The organism is Pectinatus haikarae (assembly GCF_015732185.1).
GTDB classification, from domain to species: Bacteria; Bacillota; Negativicutes; order Selenomonadales; family Selenomonadaceae; genus Pectinatus; species Pectinatus haikarae.
The window spans coordinates 418,391-444,099 of record NZ_WIQM01000008.1 but is presented as its reverse complement, the minus strand read 5'-3'; the positions used below and the strand labels follow the sequence as shown (position 1 = coordinate 444,099).

23 protein-coding genes are annotated in these 25,709 nt (G+C 42.1%); 12 read left to right on the top strand and 11 right to left on the bottom strand.

What is annotated here, in order from left to right:
* Positions 1 to 2: 2 nt before the first annotated feature.
* From I6758_RS06310 to I6758_RS06290, 5 genes are all read right to left on the bottom strand, one after another.
* A complete protein-coding gene (locus I6758_RS06310; protein ID WP_196604342.1) occupies positions 3 to 1,037 on the bottom strand; it encodes a bifunctional UDP-4-keto-pentose/UDP-xylose synthase in 1,035 nt (344 codons plus the stop codon).
* Entirely contained in the window at positions 1,034 to 2,044 is a 1,011-nt protein-coding gene (locus tag I6758_RS06305) for a formyltransferase family protein (protein ID WP_196604341.1), read from the bottom strand. Before I6758_RS06305 ends, I6758_RS06310 begins: the two co-directional genes overlap by 4 nt.
* Entirely contained in the window at positions 2,037 to 2,981 is a 945-nt protein-coding gene (locus tag I6758_RS06300) for a glycosyltransferase (protein ID WP_196604340.1), read from the bottom strand. The genes I6758_RS06305 and I6758_RS06300 overlap by 8 nt, the downstream gene beginning before the upstream one ends.
* A gap of 17 nt (positions 2,982 to 2,998) precedes the next feature.
* The gene (locus I6758_RS06295) at positions 2,999 to 4,156 is read right to left on the bottom strand and encodes a DegT/DnrJ/EryC1/StrS family aminotransferase (RefSeq protein WP_196604339.1); all 1,158 of its coding nucleotides are present in this window, start codon (positions 4,154 to 4,156) and stop codon (positions 2,999 to 3,001) included.
* 115 nt (positions 4,157 to 4,271) lie between these two features.
* Positions 4,272 to 5,921, bottom strand: a complete 1,650-nt coding sequence (locus I6758_RS06290; RefSeq protein ID WP_196604338.1) for a phospholipid carrier-dependent glycosyltransferase — start codon at positions 5,919 to 5,921, stop codon at positions 4,272 to 4,274.
* A gap of 368 nt (positions 5,922 to 6,289) precedes the next feature.
* Here I6758_RS06290 and I6758_RS06285 point away from each other — a divergent pair, with 368 nt between their 5' ends.
* From I6758_RS06285 to I6758_RS06235, 11 genes are all read left to right on the top strand, one after another.
* Positions 6,290 to 6,964 (top strand): response regulator transcription factor, encoded by a 675-nt coding sequence (locus tag I6758_RS06285; RefSeq protein ID WP_196604337.1) that lies wholly within the window; start codon positions 6,290 to 6,292, stop codon positions 6,962 to 6,964.
* A gap of 2 nt (positions 6,965 to 6,966) precedes the next feature.
* Entirely contained in the window at positions 6,967 to 8,262 is a 1,296-nt protein-coding gene (locus tag I6758_RS06280; RefSeq protein ID WP_196604336.1) for a sensor histidine kinase, read from the top strand.
* A gap of 294 nt (positions 8,263 to 8,556) precedes the next feature.
* A complete protein-coding gene (locus I6758_RS06275; protein WP_196604335.1) occupies positions 8,557 to 10,587 on the top strand; it encodes an OPT family oligopeptide transporter in 2,031 nt (676 codons plus the stop codon).
* Between the two features lie 221 nt (positions 10,588 to 10,808).
* Positions 10,809 to 11,267 carry a GNAT family N-acetyltransferase gene (locus I6758_RS06270; protein WP_196604334.1) on the top strand — a complete coding sequence of 153 codons (459 nt, stop codon included), beginning with the start codon at positions 10,809 to 10,811 and terminating at the stop codon, positions 11,265 to 11,267.
* A 52-nt stretch (positions 11,268 to 11,319) separates the two neighbouring features.
* Positions 11,320 to 11,790: a metal-dependent hydrolase gene (locus I6758_RS06265; RefSeq protein ID WP_196604333.1), complete on the top strand. Its 471-nt coding sequence runs from the start codon at positions 11,320 to 11,322 to the stop codon at positions 11,788 to 11,790.
* Positions 11,791 to 11,805: 15 nt separating this feature from the next.
* On the top strand, positions 11,806 to 12,168 hold the full coding sequence (locus I6758_RS06260; protein ID WP_231038536.1) for an EamA family transporter: 363 nt from the start codon (positions 11,806 to 11,808) through the stop codon (positions 12,166 to 12,168).
* Between the two features lie 54 nt (positions 12,169 to 12,222).
* Entirely contained in the window at positions 12,223 to 12,897 is a 675-nt protein-coding gene (locus I6758_RS06255) for an energy transducer TonB (protein WP_196604332.1), read from the top strand.
* 20 nt (positions 12,898 to 12,917) lie between these two features.
* Positions 12,918 to 14,924 carry a penicillin-binding protein gene (locus I6758_RS06250; protein WP_407947357.1) on the top strand — a complete coding sequence of 669 codons (2,007 nt, stop codon included), beginning with the start codon at positions 12,918 to 12,920 and terminating at the stop codon, positions 14,922 to 14,924.
* 121 nt (positions 14,925 to 15,045) lie between these two features.
* Positions 15,046 to 16,320 carry a serine--tRNA ligase gene (serS, locus tag I6758_RS06245; protein WP_196604330.1) on the top strand — a complete coding sequence of 425 codons (1,275 nt, stop codon included), beginning with the start codon at positions 15,046 to 15,048 and terminating at the stop codon, positions 16,318 to 16,320.
* A 262-nt stretch (positions 16,321 to 16,582) separates the two neighbouring features.
* Positions 16,583 to 16,954, top strand: a complete 372-nt coding sequence (locus I6758_RS06240) for a CidA/LrgA family protein (RefSeq protein WP_196604329.1) — start codon at positions 16,583 to 16,585, stop codon at positions 16,952 to 16,954.
* Positions 16,947 to 17,639, top strand: a complete 693-nt coding sequence (locus I6758_RS06235; protein ID WP_196604328.1) for an LrgB family protein — start codon at positions 16,947 to 16,949, stop codon at positions 17,637 to 17,639. Before I6758_RS06240 ends, I6758_RS06235 begins: the two co-directional genes overlap by 8 nt.
* Before the next feature lie 56 nt (positions 17,640 to 17,695).
* Here I6758_RS06235 and I6758_RS06230 read toward each other — a convergent pair whose 3' ends face one another.
* On the bottom strand, positions 17,696 to 18,739 hold the full coding sequence (locus I6758_RS06230; protein ID WP_196604327.1) for a FecCD family ABC transporter permease: 1,044 nt from the start codon (positions 18,737 to 18,739) through the stop codon (positions 17,696 to 17,698).
* Between the two features lie 86 nt (positions 18,740 to 18,825).
* Positions 18,826 to 20,772 (bottom strand): TonB-dependent receptor plug domain-containing protein, encoded by a 1,947-nt coding sequence (locus tag I6758_RS06225; protein ID WP_196604326.1) that lies wholly within the window; start codon positions 20,770 to 20,772, stop codon positions 18,826 to 18,828.
* A gap of 221 nt (positions 20,773 to 20,993) precedes the next feature.
* Between I6758_RS06225 and I6758_RS06220 the strand changes: the two genes are divergently transcribed.
* Complete coding sequence (locus tag I6758_RS06220; RefSeq protein ID WP_196604325.1) at positions 20,994 to 21,842, top strand: MerR family transcriptional regulator; 849 nt, start codon at positions 20,994 to 20,996, stop codon at positions 21,840 to 21,842.
* Positions 21,843 to 21,875: 33 nt separating this feature from the next.
* Here I6758_RS06220 and I6758_RS06215 read toward each other — a convergent pair whose 3' ends face one another.
* The 4 genes from I6758_RS06215 to thiE form a co-directional block, all read right to left on the bottom strand.
* The gene (locus I6758_RS06215) at positions 21,876 to 22,880 is read right to left on the bottom strand and encodes an ABC transporter substrate-binding protein (RefSeq protein WP_196604324.1); all 1,005 of its coding nucleotides are present in this window, start codon (positions 22,878 to 22,880) and stop codon (positions 21,876 to 21,878) included.
* An 11-nt stretch (positions 22,881 to 22,891) separates the two neighbouring features.
* A complete protein-coding gene (locus I6758_RS06210; protein WP_196604323.1) occupies positions 22,892 to 23,875 on the bottom strand; it encodes a TIM barrel protein in 984 nt (327 codons plus the stop codon).
* Positions 23,876 to 23,955: 80 nt separating this feature from the next.
* Entirely contained in the window at positions 23,956 to 24,780 is an 825-nt protein-coding gene (locus tag I6758_RS06205; protein WP_196604322.1) for an ABC transporter ATP-binding protein, read from the bottom strand.
* A gap of 162 nt (positions 24,781 to 24,942) precedes the next feature.
* Complete coding sequence (gene thiE, locus I6758_RS06200; RefSeq protein WP_196604321.1) at positions 24,943 to 25,602, bottom strand: thiamine phosphate synthase; 660 nt, start codon at positions 25,600 to 25,602, stop codon at positions 24,943 to 24,945.
* Between the last annotated feature and the right edge of the window lie 107 nt (positions 25,603 to 25,709).

The following is a 25,709-nucleotide window of genomic DNA, read 5'->3' as shown; positions in this document are numbered from 1 at the left end:
TATCACAAACCCTTTTCCAACTGTGCAGCATGCCAATCCAATGTGAATTTAATAGCTTCACGCAATGATGTTTTTGGTTCCCAGCAGAGCAGATCCTTCATCTTTTGTATGGATGGCAGACGATCCTGCATATCATCATAATTTTTACCGTAATATTGGGCCGCCGGTATATCCACCAATTCAACAGATCTTGCCTTAGCGGCAAACTGAGGATAATTTTTCATTTCTTCTATTATCATCAAAGCCAATTCCTTAATAGAATAATGATTGGCGGGATTGCCTAAGTTAAATATTTCACCATTGGCTTTATTGTCTTCATTTTTTATTATGGCAATGAGTCCGTCGATCCCGTCTCCCACCCATATAAATGACCGTTTCTGTGCACCGCCGCCGACAAGGTTTATCTTGCCCGTATATAAAATATCATATATAAATTGTGTTATGGAACGAGCCTTATGTTCTGCGGCATCTTTGAACGTATCCAGTCCCGGCCCTACCCAGTTAAAGGGGCGGAAAATAGAGAACGGAAGATTTTTTTCCTGACCGAAAGCGAAAATTACACGATCCATCATCTGCTTGCTGCAGCTGTATATCCAGCGCGATTTTTTTATAGGTCCTAAAGTCAGTGTGCTTTCATCTTCGATCATTACTTTGCTGTTTTCTGTGGGCATCCCATATACTTCAGAGGTAGAAGGGAAAATAACTCTTTTTTTATACTTGGCACAGTGTCTTACTATCTTTAAATTTTGCTCAAAGTCGAGTTCAAAAGTCCACAAAGGATGCGTTATATAATAAGCAGGCCGTGCTATGCCGGCAAGAGGCAAAATAACATCATTTTCTTTAACAGCCTGTTCCAGCCAGCTTTCTTCTTCGAATATGTCGCCTGTTTTCATCGAAAACCGGGGATTGCCCGCAAACTCGCCCAGATTATTATTGTGCAGATCAAATCCCTGTATCTGCCAATCAGTTTTCTGCAATATGGCCCGCAAAAGGTGCGTTCCTATAAAACCGTTAATTCCGGTAATAAATATTTTCATTTATTCTGCTCCTTATATTTTTTTAGCGCCGAGACCTTCTCTGCTGCGGAGAAACGACCGGACAGCTTCCTGAGTAATTGACTGTCCGATTTATCAGCCAGCGATATATCTTTTAATAGTAAAAAACCGCGGCCACATTTTACAAGGACGTCTGTTCTCACAGTGATGATGCTTCCCGCAATAAGAGCCGGCATATTTTCTCTATCTTTTATCCCATATTTTTGAAAAAACAATTCATCCGTCAGCGGCAATGCCTGCCATATGAATATCTTACGCTCTCTCAAAAAAGTGAATGCCCCGGGGAAGGGATGAGTTACTGATCTTATCAGATTATAGACAGCTTCGGCATTGTCCTGCCAGTCTATGATCCCATCTTCAGGACAGCGTCGGCCAAATTTTGTAGCCTGTGTTTCATCCTGTTTTCTATGCGGTGCTTTTCCGTTCTCGATAAGGGGCAAATATTCTTTCACTATATTTTTAACAGCCGTACTGGCCTTCAGAAAAATATCATATCCTGTATCCTGAAAATCGATCGGAAATATTTTCTGCGCTATTATATCCCCCTGATCGGCCTTTTCTGTCATAACATGCATAGTCACACCTGTCTGTTTTTCTCCGTTCAAAACAGCCCAATTGATGCAGGCTCTGCCCCGGTATTTGGGCAGCAGAGATCCGTGCAGATTATAGGCGCCCAGACGCGGCGCGCGCAAAAATTCACTTGGTATCATTGCCCTGTAATATGCCGATAAAACTATATCAGGTGCAGCCGCTGCAAAAAAAGGAAATGCCGCTTCATCTATTTTTACTGATCTATAAACAGGGATGTTTTTTTTCTTCGCCAGATCGTATACTGAATTAAACCATATCTCTTCATCCGAAGAATCTGTGTGCGTAAATACAGCAGCCAGATTGGCATGTGCGGCAATCAGCTCCTCAAGACAGGCAAATCCCGGTTGACTGTAAGCAAATAAAGCGATGGAAGGGCGGGAATCAATTGCTTTATTCATCAATATCCTCTTCCCATATTTTTTTGATTACAAAACGAGGTCTTTTTTGAATCTGTTTATAAATACGCCCTATGTATTCACCAATTATTCCTAGGCTCATGATTGAAATGCCCGTCAAGAAAAATTGAATGGCCATAAGCGTAAATAAACCTTCCGCCTCAGAACCTATAACAAATCTTCTTATCAGCATATAAGCCACAAGCAGGAAACTAAGCACTGATATCCCCATCCCGCTCATCGTCACCCACTGAAGCGGCGACAAGGAAAAACTGGTCATAAGATCAAAATTCAGTCTTATCAAACGAAACATGCTGTATTTAGACATCCCATATTCACGCTCACGATGTTCTACAACAATCTCGACAGGATTAACCGCATATTTTTGACCCAGTGCGGGAATAAAGGTTGTTGATTCATTGCTGTTCGCTATGATGTCGATAATTCTGCGATCATAGCCTCTGAGCATGCAGCCATAGTCATTGATCTGCAGACCCGTTATACTGTTTGTTATCTTATTGACTACCCTTGATGCGGCTTTCCTGAAAAATGGATCTCGCCTGTTTTTCCGACAGGAACCGACTACGTCGTGCCCTTCATCCATTTTCTTTACAAGTTTGGGGATTTCAGAAGGAGGATTCTGCAGATCGGCATCAAGAGTGATTATAAACTTCCCGCATACATGTGAAAATGCTGCCATGATCGCCATATGCTGTCCAAAATTACCGTTGAAATCAATAAGCCGGACAGTATGCGGATGCATTTTCTGAAAATCATACAACATGGAAAAAGATTTATCCTTACTGCCGTCATTAACAAAAACTATCTCATATTTTCTGCCCAATTTCTCCATTACAGGATATAATTCCTCAAACAGACGGGGCAAAGATTCTTCCTCATTATACACAGGAATAACTATAGATATTTCGGGAACCATCATTTCACCTTTTCACGCTCTTATTTACAAACAGTCTGTACTGCTTCGATCACATCATCCACATCCTGATCCGTCATTGCCGGGAAAAGAGGCAGCGATACTATCTTTTCACCGATCGCTTCAGCCACCGGCATATCGCCCTTTTTCAGTCCGGTTATCTTTGCATAGCCGCTGAATAAGTGAACTGCCTGATAATGATATGCCGTACCTATATTATACTGCTTCATCTTTTCCATAAATTCGTCACGGGTAAAGCCTGTTTCACTGCTTTCTATAAGCGGCGTATAAATATGCCATGAATGAGTACAGTCCTCTTCGACCGCTGCCGGCAGCGTCAATCCCTGCACAGAGGCAAAAGCCTCATCATATCTGGCAACAATCTGAGCACGGCGCTTGTTGAATTCGTCCAGATATTTCAGCTGATCACGGCCTATAGCAGCCTGAATATCCATCATTTGATATTTAAGTCCCGGAACAAAAATGTCATAATGACTTTTCCCTTTTGCGCCAAAACGATTCCATGCCCCTTTATCCATACCATTTTGCCGCTGTACAGACATACGGTCTGCTGCTTTTTCATCATCAGTCGTTATCATGCCGCCCTCGCCTGTTGTCATATTCTTAGTCGGATGAAAACTGAACACGGCAATATGCCTGGCCCCTCTGCCTGCTCCGATCTTCCTGCCATGGTACACAGACCCCATCGCATGGGCGCTGTCCTCAATTATCGCAATATCATGTTTCTTCGCAATTTGTTCAATAGCATCCATATCACAAGGGCGGCCTGCAAAATGGACCGGTATTACCGCCTTTGTCTTAGCCGTTATCTTTTCCTCCAGCCTTTTCGGATCTATATTAAGTGTCAGCGGATCGATATCAGCCAAAATCGGCACAGCTCCTGAATAAATGATAGCATTCAGCGTACTGGCAAAAGTCATCGGCGTGGTTATAACCTCATCGCCGGGTTCCACCAGTGCCATAACGGCCAAATGCAGTCCGGCAGTGGCAGAATTGACCGATATCGCAAATTTACTGCCTACGTATTGTGCAAACTTTGCTTCGAAATCAACGGTTTTCGGACCCATAGCCAGCCAGCCGGAACGTATGGAATCACAAACATCAGCTATGGCATCCTCACTGACAGACGGTTTGGAAAAAGGCAAAAAATCTTTTCTCATTATAATAAACTCCTTTGATTATAGGATTCATACTGCTTGCAAATCTGCCGGCATTTAAGCAGTTCTCAGAACCGGCAGCCGAATCGTTTTCTAAAAATACATAAAAGAATCGTTTTTATTTATTGACAATATAGTAATATCCACCTTTAGGCTGCATTTCTTTTACCGCCCCGGGCAAGATATTTTTTATCAGTTTTTTCTTGCTTTTATCAAATACTATAAATACCCTTTTGTCACTGTTCCATAAATCGGTGAGCTGGTCATCATCAATAAACCACCCCTGTCCTCCAGGGTGCCCTGCGCCAAATTCCAATTCACCGAGATATGATGCCACAACTATACGTTTCTGCAAATAAAACGCAAGTCCCTGCACATAATCGCCATATGAAACAACAATATCTCCTGGTTCCTGAATATTTCGTATATCATCAGCAACATATACTGCTGTCCTCTGAACTGCGACCTGTCCGTGAATAGACTGCAGCCCGCACGCAAAAAGGAATGCCACTGCCGCCATAGCCGAAACAGTACAGCGTATCTGCTTAGTCTTGAACCAGACAAAAAGGACTCCTGCCAGTCCGAAAGTCAAAGAAAGAAAAATGAGCCAGCCCTTGCGGAATATCTGCCATGCGCTCAGGTAATCAGCATGCAGCGAATATCCTATAAGCGCCGCTATAAAGATGAACCAGCCTATGCTGTTCAGCAAAAGGACGCTGCCCATCCATCTGCCAAGCTGAGATGATCTTCTTATTGAAGCGGCAATCAAAATTGCCAGAGCGGAAAGACACGGCAATATATATGGCACCAGTTTTGAATCTGAAAGTGAATAAAACAGAAACACAACCAAAAACCATGTCAGCAGAAATATAATATCATGTTTATTTTTATTCGATTCTATGTGGCGGACAATACCTTTTTTTGCAAAAAGCGCGGGTAAAAAACCCAGCCAGGGAAACATGCCCAATATTATCATGGGGATGAAAAACCAAAATGGCTGATATCGATCCGCCATTTTAGTAGCAAAGCGTAAAAAATGCTCACGTATAAAAAAGAAATAGAAAAAATCTGGATTGGCACGACATACCAGATAAAACCATGGTACACTTAATATCAGGAACAAAAAAATACCCGGCAGGTATATAATATCACGTACAATACTCCACTGCCTGGTAAAGATCATATACCAAAAAATTATCCCCAAAGGAAGCACTATGGAAATGAGTCCCTTTGTCAGCAGCCCCAATGCCATTGCCGCATAAAACAGAAGATACCATTTTCTGTTTTTGCTGAGACGGGCTTTATAAAATGACGCCAGTGAAAGTGTCATAAACATCGTTATCATCATATCAAGTATGTCAATCGAACCAACGACGATGTGCAGTGTCGATGTCGCCAAAATAACAGCTGTCAATAGACCAGTGCGCTTGGTAAACATCATTTTTCCCAGCCATGCAGTGAGAAAAACATTCATTATCCCCATTACTGCGGGAACAACACGGGTAGCACCCTCATTTTCCCCAAAAACATACATGGATGCCGCCGTCAGCCAGTACTGTAAAACCGGTTTTTCAAAGTACTCAACACCATTTAAACGCGGTGTTATAAAATCTCCGGTAGCCAGCATTTCTCGCGGAATCTCGCCATAGCGGCCTTCATCCGGTTCCATCAAGGGGTAATCATTAATGTGGACAATATACAGGGCAATAATAGAAAATACGATAACAAGCACCGCTATTTTTTTTTGCCGAGTGTTCAATGTATGCAATAAAATACTCCTTCCTAAAAATGCGTATAACTAGAATTATTATATCATTATACTGTCATTAAGCAAGTTTGACAGTATCCATCTCTCTTATTATTTTAATCAATAGATATGAAATATTTATGAAACATACTTTCACAGTCTTTCCTGACGCTCCTTTTATATCTGAAAATTTTCAGAATAAATTCAGACACGCACGCTAAAATAAAATAGATATTTTTTAGATGCCCCTGCTTTTGAAATATGGATACGGCCGCGTGCCGATAAAATATCCTGCTGATCATTAATTGCAGAACGTACCGGCATGATGAAACCACTTTTCTCTGTATATATAAGTTATTTACTATTTTTTAATAATCGGAGTGAAAACCATGAAAATATTATTGGCGGAAGACGACAGCAAGCTTTCAAAAATGCTTGGATTCCTATTAAAGAAGGAGGGTTACAATGTCGATATAGTTGACAACGGAGAAGATGCCATCGGCTATCTGTCCATTACAAACTATGACGTAGTTCTCTTGGATTGGATGATGCCGGGAAAGAGCGGTATTGACGTCTGTGTCAATATCCGTCAAAGCAATAAAAATTGCGGTATCATTATGCTTACAGCAAAGGATACTCTTGATGATCGGATCACCGGTCTTGACAAGGGTGCTGACGACTATATCGTCAAACCCTTTGAATTTCCCGAACTGCTGGCACGGATAAGAGCCGTTTTACGCCGGCAGGATAAACAATATACAGACAATATTATTTCTCTTGATGGAGAATTGAAGATTGACAGAACAAAATTCACAGCATATCTTCACGAAAAGGACCTCCAACTGACGCGCAGAGAATTCCAGCTGCTGTCCGTTTTATTGCAGAATAAGGGAACAACACTGCCGCGGGAACAGATAATAAATAAGATATGGAATGATGAGGATGGAATCTCCTCCAATGCACTTGACGCATTAATAAAATTGTTGAGAAAGAAGCTGGCTGACGCAGGAAAACACGATCTGATCAAGACAGTGCACGGCATCGGCTATAAAATTGAGGAATAAGCATGAAATTATTCTCACAGTTCCGCAAAAAATTAGTCAAAAGATACATGCAGCTGACCGGTATAATCATTTTTATGTTAATAACGCTTATTTATGGTTTCATTGTTTCACTCGTCTACAACAATTTTATCAGTCAGGCGCATCTTCTGGCAATGGAAGAAGTTGAAGAGCTGAACTACATTGTCAGCGACGGAAAGCTGCTGCCCGATCTGCCGCTGGACAATAACAGCAGTCAGAAATATTTGAACAAAATATTTTATTATATGTATGATAAAAATGATCAGCTGCTTAAAATGTCCAATAAAATTGATTGGAGCAAGACAGATATAGAAACGCTGACCACTCAGGATCTGTTGCAGGACGGACAGTACGAAATGCATATTGTTTTTACCGCGCAAAAAGAATTTCGTTTTTTTGTGATCACACGGGAATCCATCTGGAATAACGGCCAATATGCCGGAAAAGTATATGCTGGTTTTGACATAAGCCATGACCTGATGCTGCTTGGCAGGCTGCTTCTTTGGATAACGCTCCTTTTGTTATGTACTCTTTTTATTATCAATAAAGCCGCAAATTTTATGGCAAACAAAGCCATGAAACCGGTTGTCGAATCATTTGAAAAACAAGTTCTTTTTGCGGCAAATGCCTCTCATGAGCTGCGGACCCCCCTGAGTGTTCTCTTATCAGGGCTCGATATTCTAAAAGATGATGCCGACAATAAAATGTCTGCCTTTTCCAAAGAAATAATCGGCGATATGACAGGCGAAATTCTTAAAATGAAGGCTCTTATCAGTAATATGCTGCTTCTGGCCAGATGCGACAACAGTGCTGCCGGTCTGAAAAAAAATCGTGTCTGGCTTAATATCATCCTAAAAAATACCGCAGCTCGATTTCAGACCATAACCGCAGATAAAAATATCGCTTTATCTGTCATCGATGATGTCCCTGATCTATACGGCTGGGTCGACCGCAATCATCTTGAACAGATCATTTCCATATTGATTGACAATGCCGTAAAATACACGCCAAGAAACGGAAAAATCGTTTTACGGGCTCATTGTCATAATGGTATGTCCGCCATTTCTGTTTCCAACACAGGTCCCGGCATAGGAGAGAAAGACCTGCCATATGTATTTGACAGATTTTATCGATCATCTGAAGCCAAAAAGTACGAGGGAAGCGGCCTGGGTCTTTCCATAGCCAAGGCATTGGCAGAAAAAAACAATGGTATGCTTATTGTGCAGAGCGAAGAAAATATACGGACAATCTTTACCTTATATCTATCCCAAAAAGATTGATCAGTATCATACAGAAGATATTTTTTAGTTTATGTTTACATTCTCCTCAGTAAAGGTTATCATATTATAGATATTGATAAATGGAGACTTAATTCAGACGGCGTTTTAATGCCGCCTGAATAGTAGTCGAAATTATCCAGGGAGTTAGCCGCTCTTTACTCACCGCTTGCAGAAGCGGGAGTATCAGAGCGGGTTAGTCATCGGACAAATTAATATATGTATCTATAATTCTTATCACTTACTGATTAATTTGTCACATCCCGATAAATACTATCGACAAATAGGAGGATTTCCATGAAAAAATCGGTCGATGTAATGGCAAACGATGTAGCTTTACCCGAACTTACTTTCAGAGGAATGTTTTTAGGGATGCTGCTGACAGGAATTTTTACAGCATCAAATGTTTATCTTGGTCTAAAGGTGGGGCTGACCTTTTCTTCATCCATACCTGCAGCAGTTATTTCGATGGCCGTTCTGCGTATGTTTGCCGGCTCAAACATACTGGAAAACAACATGGTTCAGACACAGGTATCTGCCGCCGGAACCTTGTCGGCAGTTATCTTTATTATTCCGGGGCTGCTTATGAGCGGCTATTGGGCTGATTTCCCACTGTGGCAGACTTTTATGATCTGTCTGTGCGGCGGTGCCCTAGGTGTATTATTCACCATTCCGCTCAGAAGAGCTATGGTAGTTCACAGTGATCTTGCCTATCCCGAGGGAAAGGCTGCCGCTGAAATATTGAAAGCCGGCAGTTCTTCCAATGATGAATCGAGTAATTCCGACAATGGCCTCAAAGAAATAAGCATGGGGGCATTTCTCGCCGCGGCAGTAAATTTATGCACCGCCGGCTTTCGTCTGCTCGCTGATCAAATAAGCTGGGCCTTTGCTGTCGGTAAAGCTGTATTCAGCATCACTATGGGCTTTTCTCTGGCACTTTTTGGTGCCGGATACCTGATCGGTCTGGCAGGCGGCATAGCGATGCTTGTCGGTATAATTCTGGCTTGGGGTGTTTTTACCCCATATTTCACCACACTTGCTTCTCCTAAGGAAGGCATGGACCTCATAAGCTTTGCTTCATCTGTCTGGGTGAGCAAAGTACGTTTCATCGGTACAGGCACCATAGGGGTCGCTGCTTTATGGACTTTTCTCTTACTGATGAAGCCAGTGATAACCGGTATAAAAGAGCTTATGGCGGCTAATGCAGCAAATAACACTGTCAATAAAACCGCACACCGCATGGATACGGATCTGTCACTTAAGACTATGACGATCTTGTTTATCCTGATAACAATAGGTCTGTTGTTTACCGTGTACTCGTTTGCAGCCGCTGCAGCTTTTTCCACCGGTACCGTTATCATTTTTACTATTATAGGCACTTTACTCGTTCTGCTGATCGGTTTTCTGGTGGCGGCTGCCTGCGGTTATATGGCAGGTCTTGTCGGTTCATCCTCCAGCCCCGTATCAGGCATCGGCCTGCTCGGTATAATTATTTCTTCCTTAATCATTCTGGCAGTCGGCTCTTCTCAGGGAATATTCGCCGACCCCGCCGGAAGAAAGTTTGCTATAGCTTTTGCAATATTTATTACCAGTATAATCCTTGCTACGGCAACCATATCCAATGATAATCTACAGGATCTGAAGACCGGCCTTTTAGTTGGTGCGACGCCTTGGAAACAACAGATCGCACTTATCATTGGCTGTATTTTCGGTGCCTGCGTGATATCTCCTGTTTTAAATCTTCTCTATCAGGCTTACGGCTTTGCAGGCGCATTTCCCCGCTCTGATATGGACCCGTCTCAGGCAATGGCCGCTCCTCAGGCCAACCTCATGACAACAATAGCCCAGGGCATATTCAACAGCAATATTGATTGGACTCTCATCGGTATTGGCATCCTGCTTGGGATCATCGTGATTATCATTGATATATTTATAAAAAAGCTCAATCCGCTCTGGAGCCTGCCGCCGCTTGCTGTCGGCATGGGTATTTATCTGCCGCCTTCTGCCGATGAACCATTAGTAATTGGTGCTATAGCAGCTTATTTCGTTCATAAGCATCTGAAAAAACATGCGCAGAAAAATCCTGATTATATTGAAAAGCACGAACGGCGCGGTGTCCTTTTTGCCTCGGGCATGATTGTCGGCGAAAGCATTATGGGCGTGATCATCGCTGCCGCCATAGTTGCCTCTGTCACGTCCGGAGGCAGCGGCGATCCACTTTCTCTCGTAGGCAAAAATTTTGACACGGCTTCCCAAAGTTTTGGTCTTATTGTATGTATTCTGATGATGCTTTACTTCATTCGAAGGATCATTTCGAAAAAGATTTGATATTTTCTTAAGTTTTGTGCATACCGAATCTATCCCCTGAAGGTAACAGAAAATATATTACTCTGTCTCCTTTCAGGGATATTTTTATTTATAGGAATACTTCTGGCAGATTGCCACTTGCAGAAGATATTGTTTTTGCGTAAAATAGAGCACAGATACAATGAATGTAATATTTTTTTATCTATATCCACCCGGAAATAAAAGTAAACGAGGAAGCACTGATGTATATTATAAAAGAAGCCGATAATCCTGCTCTGCAAAAGTTAGCTGCCTCTCTCATAAGGGAGCTGGCTGTTTATGAATCTCTTGAAGATATTTGTACCGCAACTTCCGATGACATTGAAGAACTTTTTTCAGACGGATTGCTGCACGCTCTGTTGGCCTTTGATGAAGCGGGTGAGGCTGCCGGCATTTTGACATATTTTTACATGGTTTCCACTTTTTACGGCAAAAGAATTTCTTATATGGATGATCTTTTTATCCGCGAAAAATTTAGGGGCAATGGTCTTGGAAAAAAATTGATCACTGAATGGGAAGGCATCGGACGCAGCAAAAACTGCTGTAAATTAGAATGGAAATGCCTTACCTGGAATAAACCCGCACAAAATTTTTATAAAAATTTTGGCGGAATCATGGACGACAAAAATCTCACTTATTATAAAATACTTGCTGATGAATAAATAGCCGCAGCTGCACAACCGCTGGCATATTTTTCTATAAGGAGGCAATGCTGTGAAATGGATAAATCATATGATGGTGACAGGTACTATAGTATATGCCGTTACAGCTGACCCTCTGCTTGCTGTATACAGCATAGCAGGCAGTGTTCTTCCCGACAGACTTGAAGGAAAACCTCCGCAAAATAAAAAAGATTACTGGCGCTGGCGCAAAAAGCATCGTACTTGGACGCACTGGCCTGTTCCCTATCTGTTGCTGATAGTTCTGATCCTGCTCCTGCATCGTTTCGGCCTGATTGATTCTTCCTTATGGCACTTGGCGCTTATTCCGCTGTTCGTTCTCACGGGATCATTGCTGCACATTATTGAGGATGCCTTGTGCGGTAAAGTTCCTCTTATTTCGTATAATAAAAAAATCGGCTTGAAAATTTTTACGGTAGATTCTTTTGGTGAATATTTTTTTTCCATATCGCTGATTGTCATTTTACTGCTTTACCGCGGCGGCTCACAAATTTTAAATAATTGATTAAGAAGGCTGATTATGAACTTTATTTTGATTTTAATCGGAGTATTGCTGAATGCCGTAGCTCAGTTAGTACTGAAGAAGGGCATGTCTATCATAGGTACGGTACAGGTGGACATTGCTTCTATCACTGAAATGATCCTAAAAGCTTCCACAAACCTTTATATTTATCTGGGACTTCTATGCTATGTCTTAAGCTTTGTTGTCTGGCTCATGGTTTTATCACGCACTGAAGTAAGCTATGCCTATCCGTTTTTAAGCATAGGTTACGTTATAGCGGCATTTGTCGGCTATTTTTATTTTGGTGAGAGCATGACTTTATATAAGGTCGGCGGTATTGCTCTTATCTGTTTTGGTGTATTTTTATTATATCGTTCTTAACCATATTCCACAAAGGCATATGGTTTTCAGCTCGTCGATAAAGGAGTTTCTACCATGAATGGTAAAAAGCGCTGGCAGACAGCTATTATTTTTTCGATAATTATTCATATACTATTACTTATATTTATTTCTCATCAAATCCCCCAATGGCTGCCGCCTTCAATCCTGCCTCCTGAAGAAAACACTGCCGTTTTCATTGATGATAAGCCATTACCTGCTGATGACAATACAGGCAATGAAGAGAACTCAGCAGCACCTGCACCGGAAGATACGACCATAACTATACCGTCAAAAAATATTCTTCCGCAAACAGCAGAATCCGAATCTGCTCCGGCAGAGCAGATTTCGCCCCGTTCAGAAAAGGAAAACAGTGCAGTTGACACGGACAGCCGCAAAAACAAACCCAAACGTTACCGCATTACGTCTTTAAAAGGTGTAAATCTGGCATCACTTATTGACCCTGCTCATCCGCCAGCTCCGCCTCAGCTTATCAAGGAGGTTCCTTTTGTACCGCCTGATGAACTGCTTGCTTCTCCGCATCCTGTCGAAGTAGAGGTAAAATACATGATCGAAGCTGACGGCAGCGTACACGCTGATATCTCAAAATCATCAGGCAGCGACGCAGTGGATGATGCCGCTATAAAAGCAATTTCAGCCTGGCGCTACGCACCAATGGATAACCCCTACCCCATTCCGCTGCCGCATATGTTTCGCTGGCCGGAAGAATAATTATATAATTTCTGGAAGGAGTGTCAGTATTGCCTAAATACAGCAACGCAGACAATAGGCCCAGCCCGCGTCAGGCACAATCGCGCATAATCTTAATAGTAGTTTCGCTGATTTTAGCCTTTGTACTGCTGTCTCTGCGCTATATTTGGGTGCAAACCATCCTCCATCCCGAGCTTTTAGCCAGAGTTCAATATCAGGCCGAAGACCAATACACCGTGCATCTTCCGCGAGGCTCTATCTACGATCGCAACAACCATGAACTGGCAGTTAGCAATATGACAAAATCTCTTTATGTTGATCCCAATCATGTTGATGATCCGCAGACATTGGCGAATGATTTAGCACCGCTCATCAACATGCCGGCAGCTGATATATTGAAAAAAATTTCTATCGGCGGCGGTTTTGTGTGGCTGAAAAGGCAGATGGAGCCGGCTGAATCCGATGCAGCGGCAAAGCTCATAAAAGAAAAATCTTACGGTACTTGTCTTGGTTTCAGAGAAGAAAGCAAACGCTATTATCCCAATAAAATGCTTGCGGCAAATGTCCTGGGATTTGTCGGTACTGACGATAAAGGCCTTGACGGCATAGAACAGTCAATGGACAAAGTCATACAGGGACAGGCAGTAAATACCGCACTGTTTACCGACACATTGGCTCGTCCTATCCTTGATTCCGTTCTCAGCAACGTCGAACCGCAGGGCAATTCCAGAAAAAGCGTTGAATTGACAATCGACAGTACAATCCAATATATTACTGAGCAGGCATTGGATAAGGCCATGGCAGAATACGCGCCCGCAGCCGCGACCGCAGTTGTAATGGACCCGAAAACAGCAGAAATCTTAGCCATGGCCTCCAGGCCATCCTATGATCCCAATAATTTTGCGGCATATTCATCTGCAAGCTGGAAAAACAAAGCCGTCTCCTTTGTTTATGAACCCGGTTCCACTTTTAAAGCTATTGTTGCCGCAGCTGCTCTGCAGGAAAAAATCGTCGGTCCAAATGATATTTTTGTCGACCCGGGTTATTTGATGATAGATGGACGACGCATCCAGAATTGGAGCGAAGGCAGTTTCGGTACAGTATCCTTTACTAAAATAATAGAAGAATCCATTAACACAGGATTTGTCCATATAGGGCTCGGCCTCGGGGGCGACAGGCTTATGGAATACGCCAGAAAATTCGGTTTCGGTAAAAAAACCGGTGTTGAACTTCCCGGTGAAGAACAGGGAATTTTATTTGATCCCAAGGATATGTCTCAAATAAATATTGCTACCACTTCTATAGGACAAAGCATAGCAGTAACGCCTCTGCAGATGGTAACTGCCATGTCGGCTATCGCCAACAAGGGCGTTCTTATGAAACCTCATATCATAAAGAAGATTTCTAATCCTGACGGGAGTGTCTATGAAGAAACCAAACCGCAGGAAGTTCGCCGAGCCATAGATGTCCAAACGGATCAGGTCCTGACATCGCTGCTTGAAAAAGTTGTATCTGAAGGCGGCGGCAGCAAAGCATCCGTTTCCGGATACCGCATCGCCGGAAAAACAGGTACTGCTCAAAAATTAGATACTGTTAACGGTGGATATCTGTCCGGCCGCTATATCGCTTCCTTCTGCGGTTTTGCTCCGGTTGAAGACCCCCAGTTTGTTGTGCTGGTCATACTCGACGATCCTCACAAGGTCAACTACTATGGCGGACAGATAGCAGCCCCTATAGCTCATGATATTTTTTCTGCCATTTTCCGCTATCTTCATATAGAACCTTCTGTACCAATAAAGGATGACAATGCTGCTGTCAGTGCTCCGAAAATGCAAACCAGTCAGCAGACATCTGCAGCCAATATTCCCAAGGGAATGACAGCTGTACCCGATCTGTCAGGAAAAACAATCAGAGATGCCACTCAAATTCTTAAAAATCTTCAGCTTGATATAACTATTATCGGCAGCGGCACTGCTGCCTCGCAATCCCCTGCATCGGGAACGCCTGTTGCTCCGCATACCAAAATAACCGTACATTTTTCTCCTTAAATGTGATAAAATAGTATGAGTATTGTGATCTTACTGGTCTCATTTCTGCATAATGATAAGCAGGCACAGAATTTTTCTGTGTCTGATAATTACTTTGTATAAAAAGGCAGGTCATTTAGTAATGCTTGATATTAAATTCGTCAGAGATAATACTGAAAAAGTGTTGGATATGCTAAAAAAACGCAATAATCCAATGAATCTCGACAGATTCAAAGTGCTGGAAGAAAAACGCCGTGTGATCATTGGCGAAACAGAAACGTTAAAGGGATCCCGCAATAATGTTTCCAAACAGATAAGTGAAATGAAAAAACGCAAAGAGAATACAGACCAGCTTGTCCTGGAAATGCGTACGGCAGGCGAAAAAATCAATCAGCTGGACAAGGAGCTTCATGCTATTGAAGATGAGCTGCGCAACATTCTGCTGCATATTCCCAATATGCTCAATCCGGCTGTGCCTGTGGGCAATGATGACAGCGACAACCCTGAAGTACGGCGTTTCGGTGAACCGCGTAAATTTGATTTTGAGCCAAAAGCTCATTGGGATATAGGTGCGCAGCTCGATATTCTTGATCCTGAGCGGGCAGCAAAAGTTTCGCAGTCCCGTTTTACTTTTTATAAGGGTATGGGTGCACGTCTTGAACGCGCTGTAATTAATTTTATGATGGACACCCACTCCAACGAACACGGTTATACTGAAATGCTGGCGCCTTATATAGTCAACAAGGAAAGTATGACAGGTACCGGCCAGCTGCCTAAATTTGCTGACGATATGTTTAAAATTCAGGATACCGATCTTTATCTCGTACCTACAGCAGAAGTTCCCGCGACGAATTATCATCGTGATGAAATACTTGACGGGGCTTTTCTGCCCGAACATTATTGCGTTTACACAGCCTGTTTCAGAGAAGAAGCCGGCTCCGCCGGCCGTGATACACGCGGTCTTATACGCCAGCATCAGTTCAATAAAGTAGAATTGATAAAGTTTGTCAAACCAGAAAATTCTTATGATGAATTGGAAAGAATGGTAAGAGATGCTTCACATATTCTGGAACTTCTGGAAATTCCTTATCATGTGGTGACCTTATGCAGCGGTGACATAGGTTTTACCGCAGCAAAAACCTATGACATAGAAGTCTGGCTGCCAAGCTGCAATATGTACAGAGAAATTTCTTCCTGCTCCAATGTTGAGGATTATCAGGCCCGCCGTGCCAATATAAGATTCCGCCGAGATACAAAATCCAAACCGGAATATGTTCATACACTGAATGGCTCCGGCCTTGCGGTGGGAAGAACAGTAGCAGCTATACTGGAAAATTATCAGCAGAAAGACGGCAGTGTGATCGTTCCTGAAGTCCTGCGAAAATATATGGGGATCGACGTGATACGGCACATTTGATCATTTCGAAAAAAATTATTATAAATATATTCTATGCCGAGGTCCTAGGGGGAGATGGAGATTCCTGGCCTCGGTATTTATTTTATCTTTTTTTAATACAGAAAATTCTCTTTTTTTATAATATAACTTTTTTACATATCTATATTGACTTATCATAAAAAAAATATATAATTAATTTTCATCAGATTATATATTTTTTTTATCTAAGCAGAATATATTGTTCTGTCTTCACACAACAGTGAAGAGAGGAGTCGACACTTTAATGAAGCTTTTAGAACAATTTACCATTATTCTAGCTCTGACTCTTGTAGTTGAAACTGTCAAAGCCTTGGTTCCGCTGCCTATCCCAGCCAGTATCTACGGATTATTATTGATGCTTTTCTTATTAAAAGCAAAGGTAATACCTCTTGTTTCAGTAAAGGATGCCGGCAAAATCCTATTGGAAACTATGCCGATAATGTTTATACCGGCGGCTGTTGGTCTGCTCAATTCGTGGAATACAGTAAAAGAATTATTATTTCCTTTGATAGTAGTGATTTTTATATCTACTCTGGCAGTCATGGTTATTTCCGGTCATGTTACCCAAATGGTGATTCATTTCAACCAAAAAAGGAGCGACCTTAAGGATGAATGAACTCATCTCCAATTCGGCTTTATTCGGACTTATAGTAAGTATCGCAGCTTATGAAATAGGCTTGTTTATCAAAAAAAAATTCAGGCTTGCGGTATTTAACCCTCTTTTAATAGCGATTTTTATAATTATTCTATTCCTGCTGGGTTTTAACATTCAATACGATGAATACAATCGCGGTGCTAAATATCTCAGTTACCTGCTCACTCCCGCTACTATCTGTCTGGCAATTCCGCTCTATGAGCAGCTGGAATTTCTGAAAAAGAATGTCAAAGCCATCCTTGCAGGCATCATATCCGGAGTCATCACAAGTATGACTACCATTCTGATCCTCAGCATATTATTCAACTTCAATCACAGAGAATATGTCACGCTGCTGCCAAAGTCCATTACTACCGCTATCGGCATTGATGTTTCAACAGAACTTGGCGGTATAGTTACCATTACAGTGGCGGTTATAATCATAACCGGTGTTTTGGGCAATATAATGGCTGAAAAAGTATGCAAACTCTTTAAAATCAACGAACCCGTCGCAAGAGGGGTTGCTATAGGTTCATCGGCACATGCGATCGGTACAGCCAAAGCCATGGAAATGGGAGCTATCGAAGCTGCCATCAGCAGTCTCTCCATAGTGGTTGCCGGTATTATAACAGTCTTTGGTGTTTCTGTATATGCAAATTTTATGTAAAAGAGCATTGGCTTATAGGCCAATGCTCTTTTACGTATACCAACCATCACCTGCCGTCAGGAATCATAAGAAATTTTCTGCATTTTTCTCAGCAGATACAAAAAATATGGTGCGCCTAACAATGCCGTCATTATACCGACCCGTATCTCCACCGACGGCATGATAATGCGGCCAAGCAAATCGCAGCTCACTAAGAAAGCCGCTCCCGCCAGAGCGCTGGCAGGCAAAAGCAGCACGTAATCTGGCCCCAGCAGCATTCGCATTATATGCGGTATGATCAAACCTACAAAGCCTATATTGCCGCTCACGCAAACGGCAGCGGCAGTCACTGCGGCAGCAGTAAACATAAGACCTATACGAAATGTCATGACAGGCATTCCTACTGATCTTGCCTCAGTATCGCCAAGTGCCAGAACATTCAGATGACGTGCCGCAGCTATCATAACTGCTATACCTGACAATATAGGTCCCGCAGCAATATAAACGTGTTCCCATCGCCTGTAATCAAGGCCGCCGATAATCCAAAACAAATAACTTTGTGCTTTCTGCTCGTTCATCATCGTCAGAATACCTGATGTAACTGCTCCCAGCAGCATGCTTGTCACAACTCCCGCCAAAAGCAGCGTCACCGCCGGTATCCGTTTTTCCCGCATAGCCAAAAACACAGTAAAAAATACGGCAAGAAGACTCCCAAATAAGGCAAACAGAGGCAGCATAAAAACATTTTCTGCGGCTATTCCCAGCGCGATAGCTATCACGGCTCCCGTCGCGGCTCCTGCCGAAACGCCCGTAATTCCCGGATCAGCCAGCGGATTATTGAAAATCCCCTGCATTACTGCTCCTGAAATCCCCAGTCCAGCACCTACCAGCACTCCCGTCAGAACCCGCGGCATTCGTATAAACCAAATTACAGCGTCCTGCTCCATTGTAAACGAACCATTTTCTCCCCACAGTATATTTAAATGATAAAAAACTGCCGACAAAGTGCTTTTCATCGGTATTTCTATCTGCCCGCAGGACAGCGATATCAGACAAATAACCATTAAAAACAATGCAAGAAACAGCAAAATTTTTTTATTGCTTTTTCCGGTTGCAGGCATATATTTTCCCCCATTGAATATATATTGAGTATTTTTACTGAATTGATTATTATAAACTATATACCTGCTGTACTGTCAAATATCTTTCAGAAACTGTACTGCATGCCGAGCAGAAAGCTGCGCCCCGGCATAGGATAATTATAACTGCCGTCTGTTATCCCGCCGCTTTCAGCATATGCCGCATTTGTCAAATTATAGATTTTTGCATATAAATTAACATTACTATTTAATTTATATTGCGCCGCAAGATCAATCGTCAACCATTTCGAATCAACATATTTTGACTCTGCGGCTCCGCTGGCACCACGCCCGTAAATTTCTGCATCCCACTTATCCTTATTGTATTTCAGACCTAATTTATATTGATTAGCCGGTATATTTCCGTCCCTTTCATATGCGCTGCCGCTTTCACTTTTTTCGCTCTTTATATATGTATAATTAAAATCTGCTGACCAATTGCTGTCAATTTTACGGTTCAGATATATTGTCAGACCGCGTTTTTTTAATCTGTCAACATTGGACACTTTCCAATCGCCTAAAGTATTGTCTGCGTCAACAGGTGCCCAGTCAATAGCATTTTTTATATCACTGTAAAAAACACTCATCCCGGCACCGGTTTTTGCATTGATTTGGCTGTCATAGCCAACTGTATAAACATTGCCTTCCTCCGGCTTCAGATTTGGATTGCCCGTATACGAGCCATAACCGTATCCGCCCGGTGAATAATAAAACATATCATTGGCCTGCGGTGCGTTAAATACCTGCCCCCAGGAAAAATAAGCTCTGTTATCCGCATTGAATTTTTTATTGATTGCTGCATGCAGAGTTGTTTTATCACCAAAATAATTATGCTTATCGTAGCGCGCACCCGCAGTAATACTCCAGGAGTTATCTATTTTCCACGTATCCTGCAAAAATGCCGCCTTATTGTTTATATTGCCTTCCCTTCCGTCGTACATAGCGGGACTGTTCACACTGGACTGACGCCATTCCAGACCTGTTACCATCTGATGTCTTTCATTCAACGCTATATTCTGCTGAAAGTCAATGCCTTCCTTTTTTTCATCATATTCGCTGTGTACTCCGCCGCTTACAAAATTACCTGCATAATAATTTTTATATATCTGCAGAAAACCGCTGTTTTCCTTGTTTTTATTCCATGTGTACTTAAGCGACACATCATTCGCCAAATCTGTTCCCCAGTCATTCGGCGCATAGCCGTACATACTTTCCGGAGATTGATAAGGTTTTCTGCCGTTTTTGAACAAATGTGAAAAATAGAACGTCAGCATATCATCCTTTCCTATTTCCTGATCCAATTTAACTGTGGCACTTTGTGTATCGTTGGCTGAACTTGGCCATTTTTCATTGTCACCGGTTTTTGCATTTTTATATTTTACATAATCCTGACTGGATTTAGCCAGCGTAACAAAATAACCTGTTTTATTTTTCTTCCCGCTTACCGAGGCTGAATAGTTATGCGTTCCCCATGATCCTGTATTGGCATCCAGCGTTATTTTATCGGCAGCACCGCTTTTCGTAATAATATTTATTACCCCGGCAGCGGCATCGGACCCGTATAATGATGAACCTATCCCCTTTACTATTTCTATTTTTTCAATAAAGTCCGGTGCCGGCAGAAGACTGATATCAAAACCGGACCGTCCGCTTGTGCCTTTGTCAAGATTGAGCCGTCTGCCGTCGACCATTATAACGACGCGATCGTCACCATTTATAAATACGTGCTGATCACTGCCGCCAAATCCGCCCTGCTTAACCATAACACCGGGAGCATTGTCCAGTGCTTCGCTCACACTTTGATAATGTCTGTCAGCAATATTTTTTGCCGTTATAATATATACATCAGCCGGTGTGTCCGCAATTTTTTCAGAAAGCCTTGATGCCGTGACAACTATGTCATCAAAATTATACGCCTGCGCCGTATCGGCAGATGCTACAGCATTCCCCTCCCATAAAACACTGCTGCCTATACAAACAGCTAAGACAATTTTTTTGTTTGTATGATTCTTCATGAATATACCATATCCTTCCATAAAGTATAATTATAAATACTTGTAAATAATAAACTATATAGCAAATATACTGTCAATTGCATAACAGCGCTATTTATCAGGATCGAATATGCTCTGCCCTCATATTTGTAAAAATATACAAACTTAATATGCGGATGACCTGTATATCGATTGACTGGTTATCGATCAATATGCTATATTTATAATTAACAGGTGTAATAATGGATAAAAAATGTGATAATTATTTTACGAGCGGCGAATTGGCAGCACTTTACAAAATACCTAAACAGACACTTCTGTATTATGACAGGATAGGTCTTTTAAAGCCTGAATTTATAAGCAGCAACGGCTACAGGCATTATGCCATAGAGCAATATCTGACTTTGGAAATAATCCTCAATCTGCGTAAGCTTGATATACCAATAGCCACCATCAAGGAATATCTGACTGCCAAATCGCCTTCCGCCTTTATAAAGCTGCTTAAAAAGCAGGACGAAAAATGTCTTTTTGCAATCAGCAAACTGGAAAAAGTTCATCAGAGCCTCACCCTGGTCATGGAAAACACACTGCAGATGCAGACGGCAATTCTTGATCAGGTATTGCTGACATATGAGCCTGTCAGGCTTCTGTGTCTCACCGGCATAGACAGACATATCAAAGGCAAGGATTTGATCAAAATAATTGCCCGTCATGTTTACGATGTATTTTCCTGTAAACAATTCAGCAAAAAAAATGTTGGCTGGGTCATCGACCGCGATGAATTTTTCAAGGGCAATCCGCAGAAAGCCATTTCTTTTTATTCTGTTTATGACAATGACTCCAGGACAGCAAAACCCAATACATATCTGCGGCCTGCCGGTCTTTATCTCAAGTTGTCATTTAAGGGATCATATTATAAAAAAACTGACGAAATAATAAAATTACTGCAAAAATTTATGCGGGTCAACGAGCTTGAGCCTGTGGGAGATATTTTCGTATCTCCTCTGGAAAATCACTGGGTCACCTCCGATATTGATAATTATGTAAACAGAGTAATCGTTCGTGTTAAGCACACAAAAAAAACTGCCTAGTCGGCAGTTTTTTTGCATTTGCTGTATATATTTTTATTTGCTCTCTTCCTCTGAAACAGACAAATGCGCTTTATCCGGAAAGTCAAAGACACTGCCATAAACACAGCGGTCAATTTCCTGTATACCAAAAACAATATTTTGCGATACCGAATAAATATAACTCTCCCGCGGATATACAAGATTATTTTCTTTGATGGCATTTATCCCCTGCAGAGCCGGATCATCAAGATATTTTTCGTTGCGCACATTCGCATCAACCGAATTATGGTCAGCATATGCCGGCAAAAACAAAATATCCGGATTGATTTTTATCAGCTCTTCTTTGCTGACGGGCTGTCCATTATGCAGTCCCTCATCAGCCATTCCATTCACGACCCCTGCATATTTGCATATATCATCAAAGGAAGACCCTATGCCGCCGTATCCCGGCATAAGGGAAAGAATAGCCACTTTTTTCCTGTCCTCCTGCGGTATTTTAATAACCTTGCTCTCTATTTCGTTGATCTTTTCATCCATTAGAGCTATGAGTTCTGTTCCCTTCTCATGTTCTCCCAAAGCATCCGCAATGAGCTGTACGGAGACCTTCACTTCCCCGATATTTTTTGCACCGGGGACCACAACGACTTTTAGACCAAGATCCCTGAGACTATCAGCTATTTCAATATTATTCCAATCGGGGATTATGACCAAATCAGGTTTCATAGCAAAAATTTCTTCTGCCGAAGGATTCTTGATCTTTGTCGGAATTTTCTTGGCCAGATCCGGAATGGCAGAACTTACCGGATCATCCAAAAGATAATTCACCGCGGCAAGTTTATCCGGTCTCACTAAGCCTAATACAATTTCATCCGTACTCATCGAAAGTGTAACAATTTTCTGCGGTTTCTGCTCGAAGTCCACTTTCATGCCCCGGCTGTCCGTCACCGAATATGCTGACCCGCCATTATGTTCCGCTTCTTTCACACCGCAGCCCATAATCAAAAAAACGCACAACGCCAGTACCACAGTGCCGCAAAACAGCCTTCGCAAATTTGTCATTTTTTCCACCCTTAACCTGAATATTTTTCACCGCTGCCTAAAAGCCCGCATGCCGTCAGCTGCTTTGCCAAAAGTATATCCAATTGAGAAAAATTTTTATAATTAAGCTCATGGACAAGATAATCCGGCTTTATCATTTTCAATATTCTTTTTATGCCTGTATGCGTAAAAGGCATATGCTGATCTATTGCCACTACGTGTTTCAGCAATATATGCGGATCCATGCATTGCGGTGCGCAGTGCCCGAAGGATTGCTGATATTTCCCTGAAAGTGAACAATTCAAGTGCACCCCTTTGATACGGCCTGCTTCCGCGCCCAATGCCGAAATTCTGCTTGCTATATATTCGACTGCCTGTTTTTCATTTTCAATTTTGCTGTCAGTATTCAGCAAATGGCCCGTATCAAGCATGATTCCCACATTTTTTTTCTTTATCAAGGAAAAAAACCTGCATACCGATTTTTTGTCAAGCAGTCTCAAACCCGGCCACCACAAATTCTCAAAGAACACTGAAACATCATCGGGAATACACTCGTCTATACAGTTAAAAACCTCCGCTGCCGCCTCCAGCACTTCATCATCATTATAGCTGAATGAAAAGGTGTACATTTCCGCCGGGCGGCATTCCGCCACATGCCACACCAGATATTCAGGACTTTGCCGCAATGCGATCTTTATATTTTTCCTTATCACAGACAGCCATTCACTCTTATTTACTGCTCCGCCAAAATAACGAAGCTTTTCCTGCTTATTTTTGAATTGTCCCTCTACTACGGTTATATTGCCCCGCCAAAAATCGAGCCAATATGGCCAATATGCCAGATGCACACCGACAGTGCTTTTACTGTAATCAGGAATAGGAATATGTGTGCCATATATCAATTGTTCTATTCCGTCCAGCCCATATCGCCTCAAATATTCTTCCAGTCTGATATTTCTTGCCGCCAAATCATTTTCATACCATTTAATAGCACAATAATTTAATAAATTTTTCATAATAATCACAGAGCCATTATAAAGCATATAGCTTGTATACAGTCAACACCATCAGCGGCAAAAACAAAATACCTGTTTATTCAGCAAATTTTTTTCAGGAGTGCCTTTCCCTTTCTGCTGATAAGGCTGTTCTCTTTCGCGGTTATTTCCAAGCTGCCTGTTAGCGGATTTTCCACTATCTGTACCTCGGTATTATACGCCCTGGACAACATATTTTCCGTAAAAATATGTTGAGGTGCTCCATAGTCAAGCAGCCTGCCTTCTCCCAGCAGCATTATCCTGTCACAATATCTGGCTGCCAGATTCAATTCATGAACCACCATGAACACCGTTTTACCATTTTGTGCCAGCTCTCTTGTAAAGCGAAATGTTTCTTCCTGGTAAACCATATCCAATCCGGCTGTCGGTTCATCCATGAAAATAAGCGGTGTTTTTTGTGCAAGAACTTTTGCCAGAAAAATCCGCTGTCTCTGTCCGCCTGAAATTTCGTTGACAGGTATATTCTGCAGATCCTTCGTCCCCGTATATTCCAAGCAGGCCTGTACCAATTCTTCATCTGCCCTGCTTTCTTTCTGCCACCACTCCAAATACGGATATCGTCCGGCTGAGACGATATCCCTGCCTGTATAATTGAATTGTAAATTTATATTTTGCTGCATATAGGCTGCCATACGGGCAGTCTGTTTTGCTGTCAGCGCCCTTATGTCCCTGCCAAAATATGAGATTCTGCCTTTATTCAAAGGCTGAAGCCCTCTCAGTGCTTTTAGCAGAGTGCTTTTCCCCGAACCATTGCAGCCGATAATGCCGACAAATTGTCCGGCCGTTATTTCAGCGTTTATATTATTCAATATAATATGCCTGCCATAACCGATATCAATGTTTTCTATAGTTACGGCTGATTTCATAAGCATGTCCTCCCGTATGCGTAATATCTTATATTCATTGTACGATTGTTAAATTTGCCTGCATCTTATCCATTATATACTATAAATCCGACAGTTTGTCACAGGAAAAGACGGATCGCCGAAACATCGGCGATCCGTCCTTATTTAAAAAAATATATAGCCTCAGTGAATACCGGAAAACATTTTTTCCCGCAGTTTTTCCACTTTTCTTTTTATGTTTTCGGCTCCGACAACGTCGCTCACCACAGCTACCGTTTTTGCCCCCGCGCTGATGACTTCATCAATATTATGCTCTTTTATGCCGCCTATGGCAACAAAAGGCATCTGTGCATTTTTTGCAGCGTACGAAAGATAGTCAATACCCACAGGTACAGCATCCTTTTTGGTAGGTGTGGCATGTATGGGACCGACGCCTATATAATCAATATATTTCTTTAACTCATTGGCTCGTTCCAGCTCTTCCGCGCTATGCGTTGACAAGCCGATCAATTTATCGCTGCCGAGCATCTTGCGCACAACATGTACAGGCAGATCAGCCTGCCCGATATGAACACCGTCGGCATTAACCGCTATGGCTAAATCTATAAAGTCGTCAATGATAAAAACTCCGCCTGCCTGTTTTACCATATCACGCAAAATAAGACATTCTTCGTAACGAGAAAGGGCATCCTTTTCTTTTTCACGATACTGGATAAATTTGATGCCTCCTTCAAGCATTTCGCGGACCACTTCAATATTGTCACGCCCGTTTGACACTTTTTCAGCAGTTATCCCGTAAATTCCTGTGTTGAAAAAAGATTCCATGCCTGCTCTTAGATTCATAAATATCCTCCTGTGTGAGTACATTATGCGATGAATGTTCCAACATACATCGTATAACTATTTCGCGTATGGCGGGGATATTCCTGCAAATATTTATCATTAATCGT

Excerpts from the sequence above, each read along its gene's own strand:
- thiE (WP_196604321.1), bottom strand. The coding sequence starts at position 25,602 with ATGAATCTAAGAGCAGGCATGGAATCTTTTTTCAACACAGGAATTTAC.
- I6758_RS06230 (WP_196604327.1), bottom strand. The coding sequence starts at position 18,739 with ATGCCTGCAACCGGAAAAAGCAATAAAAAAATTTTGCTGTTTCTTGCA.
- I6758_RS06310 (WP_196604342.1), bottom strand. The coding sequence starts at position 1,037 with ATGAAAATATTTATTACCGGAATTAACGGTTTTATAGGAACGCACCTT.
- I6758_RS06210 (WP_196604323.1), bottom strand. The coding sequence starts at position 23,875 with ATGAAAAATTTATTAAATTATTGTGCTATTAAATGGTATGAAAATGAT.
- I6758_RS06235 (WP_196604328.1), top strand. The coding sequence starts at position 16,947 with ATGAATGAACTCATCTCCAATTCGGCTTTATTCGGACTTATAGTAAGT.
- I6758_RS06275 (WP_196604335.1), top strand. The coding sequence starts at position 8,557 with ATGAAAAAATCGGTCGATGTAATGGCAAACGATGTAGCTTTACCCGAA.
- I6758_RS06205 (WP_196604322.1), bottom strand. The coding sequence starts at position 24,780 with ATGAAATCAGCCGTAACTATAGAAAACATTGATATCGGTTATGGCAGG.
- I6758_RS06255 (WP_196604332.1), top strand. The coding sequence starts at position 12,223 with ATGAATGGTAAAAAGCGCTGGCAGACAGCTATTATTTTTTCGATAATT.
- I6758_RS06270 (WP_196604334.1), top strand. The coding sequence starts at position 10,809 with ATGTATATTATAAAAGAAGCCGATAATCCTGCTCTGCAAAAGTTAGCT.
- I6758_RS06300 (WP_196604340.1), bottom strand. The coding sequence starts at position 2,981 with ATGATGGTTCCCGAAATATCTATAGTTATTCCTGTGTATAATGAGGAA.
- I6758_RS06285 (WP_196604337.1), top strand. The coding sequence starts at position 6,290 with ATGAAAATATTATTGGCGGAAGACGACAGCAAGCTTTCAAAAATGCTT.
- I6758_RS06305 (WP_196604341.1), bottom strand. The coding sequence starts at position 2,044 with ATGAATAAAGCAATTGATTCCCGCCCTTCCATCGCTTTATTTGCTTAC.
- I6758_RS06295 (WP_196604339.1), bottom strand. The coding sequence starts at position 4,156 with ATGAGAAAAGATTTTTTGCCTTTTTCCAAACCGTCTGTCAGTGAGGAT.
- I6758_RS06215 (WP_196604324.1), bottom strand. The coding sequence starts at position 22,880 with ATGACAAATTTGCGAAGGCTGTTTTGCGGCACTGTGGTACTGGCGTTG.
- I6758_RS06225 (WP_196604326.1), bottom strand. The coding sequence starts at position 20,772 with ATGAAGAATCATACAAACAAAAAAATTGTCTTAGCTGTTTGTATAGGC.
- I6758_RS06280 (WP_196604336.1), top strand. The coding sequence starts at position 6,967 with ATGAAATTATTCTCACAGTTCCGCAAAAAATTAGTCAAAAGATACATG.
- serS (WP_196604330.1), top strand. The coding sequence starts at position 15,046 with ATGCTTGATATTAAATTCGTCAGAGATAATACTGAAAAAGTGTTGGAT.
- I6758_RS06220 (WP_196604325.1), top strand. The coding sequence starts at position 20,994 with ATGGATAAAAAATGTGATAATTATTTTACGAGCGGCGAATTGGCAGCA.
- I6758_RS06240 (WP_196604329.1), top strand. The coding sequence starts at position 16,583 with ATGAAGCTTTTAGAACAATTTACCATTATTCTAGCTCTGACTCTTGTA.
- I6758_RS06260 (WP_231038536.1), top strand. The coding sequence starts at position 11,806 with ATGAACTTTATTTTGATTTTAATCGGAGTATTGCTGAATGCCGTAGCT.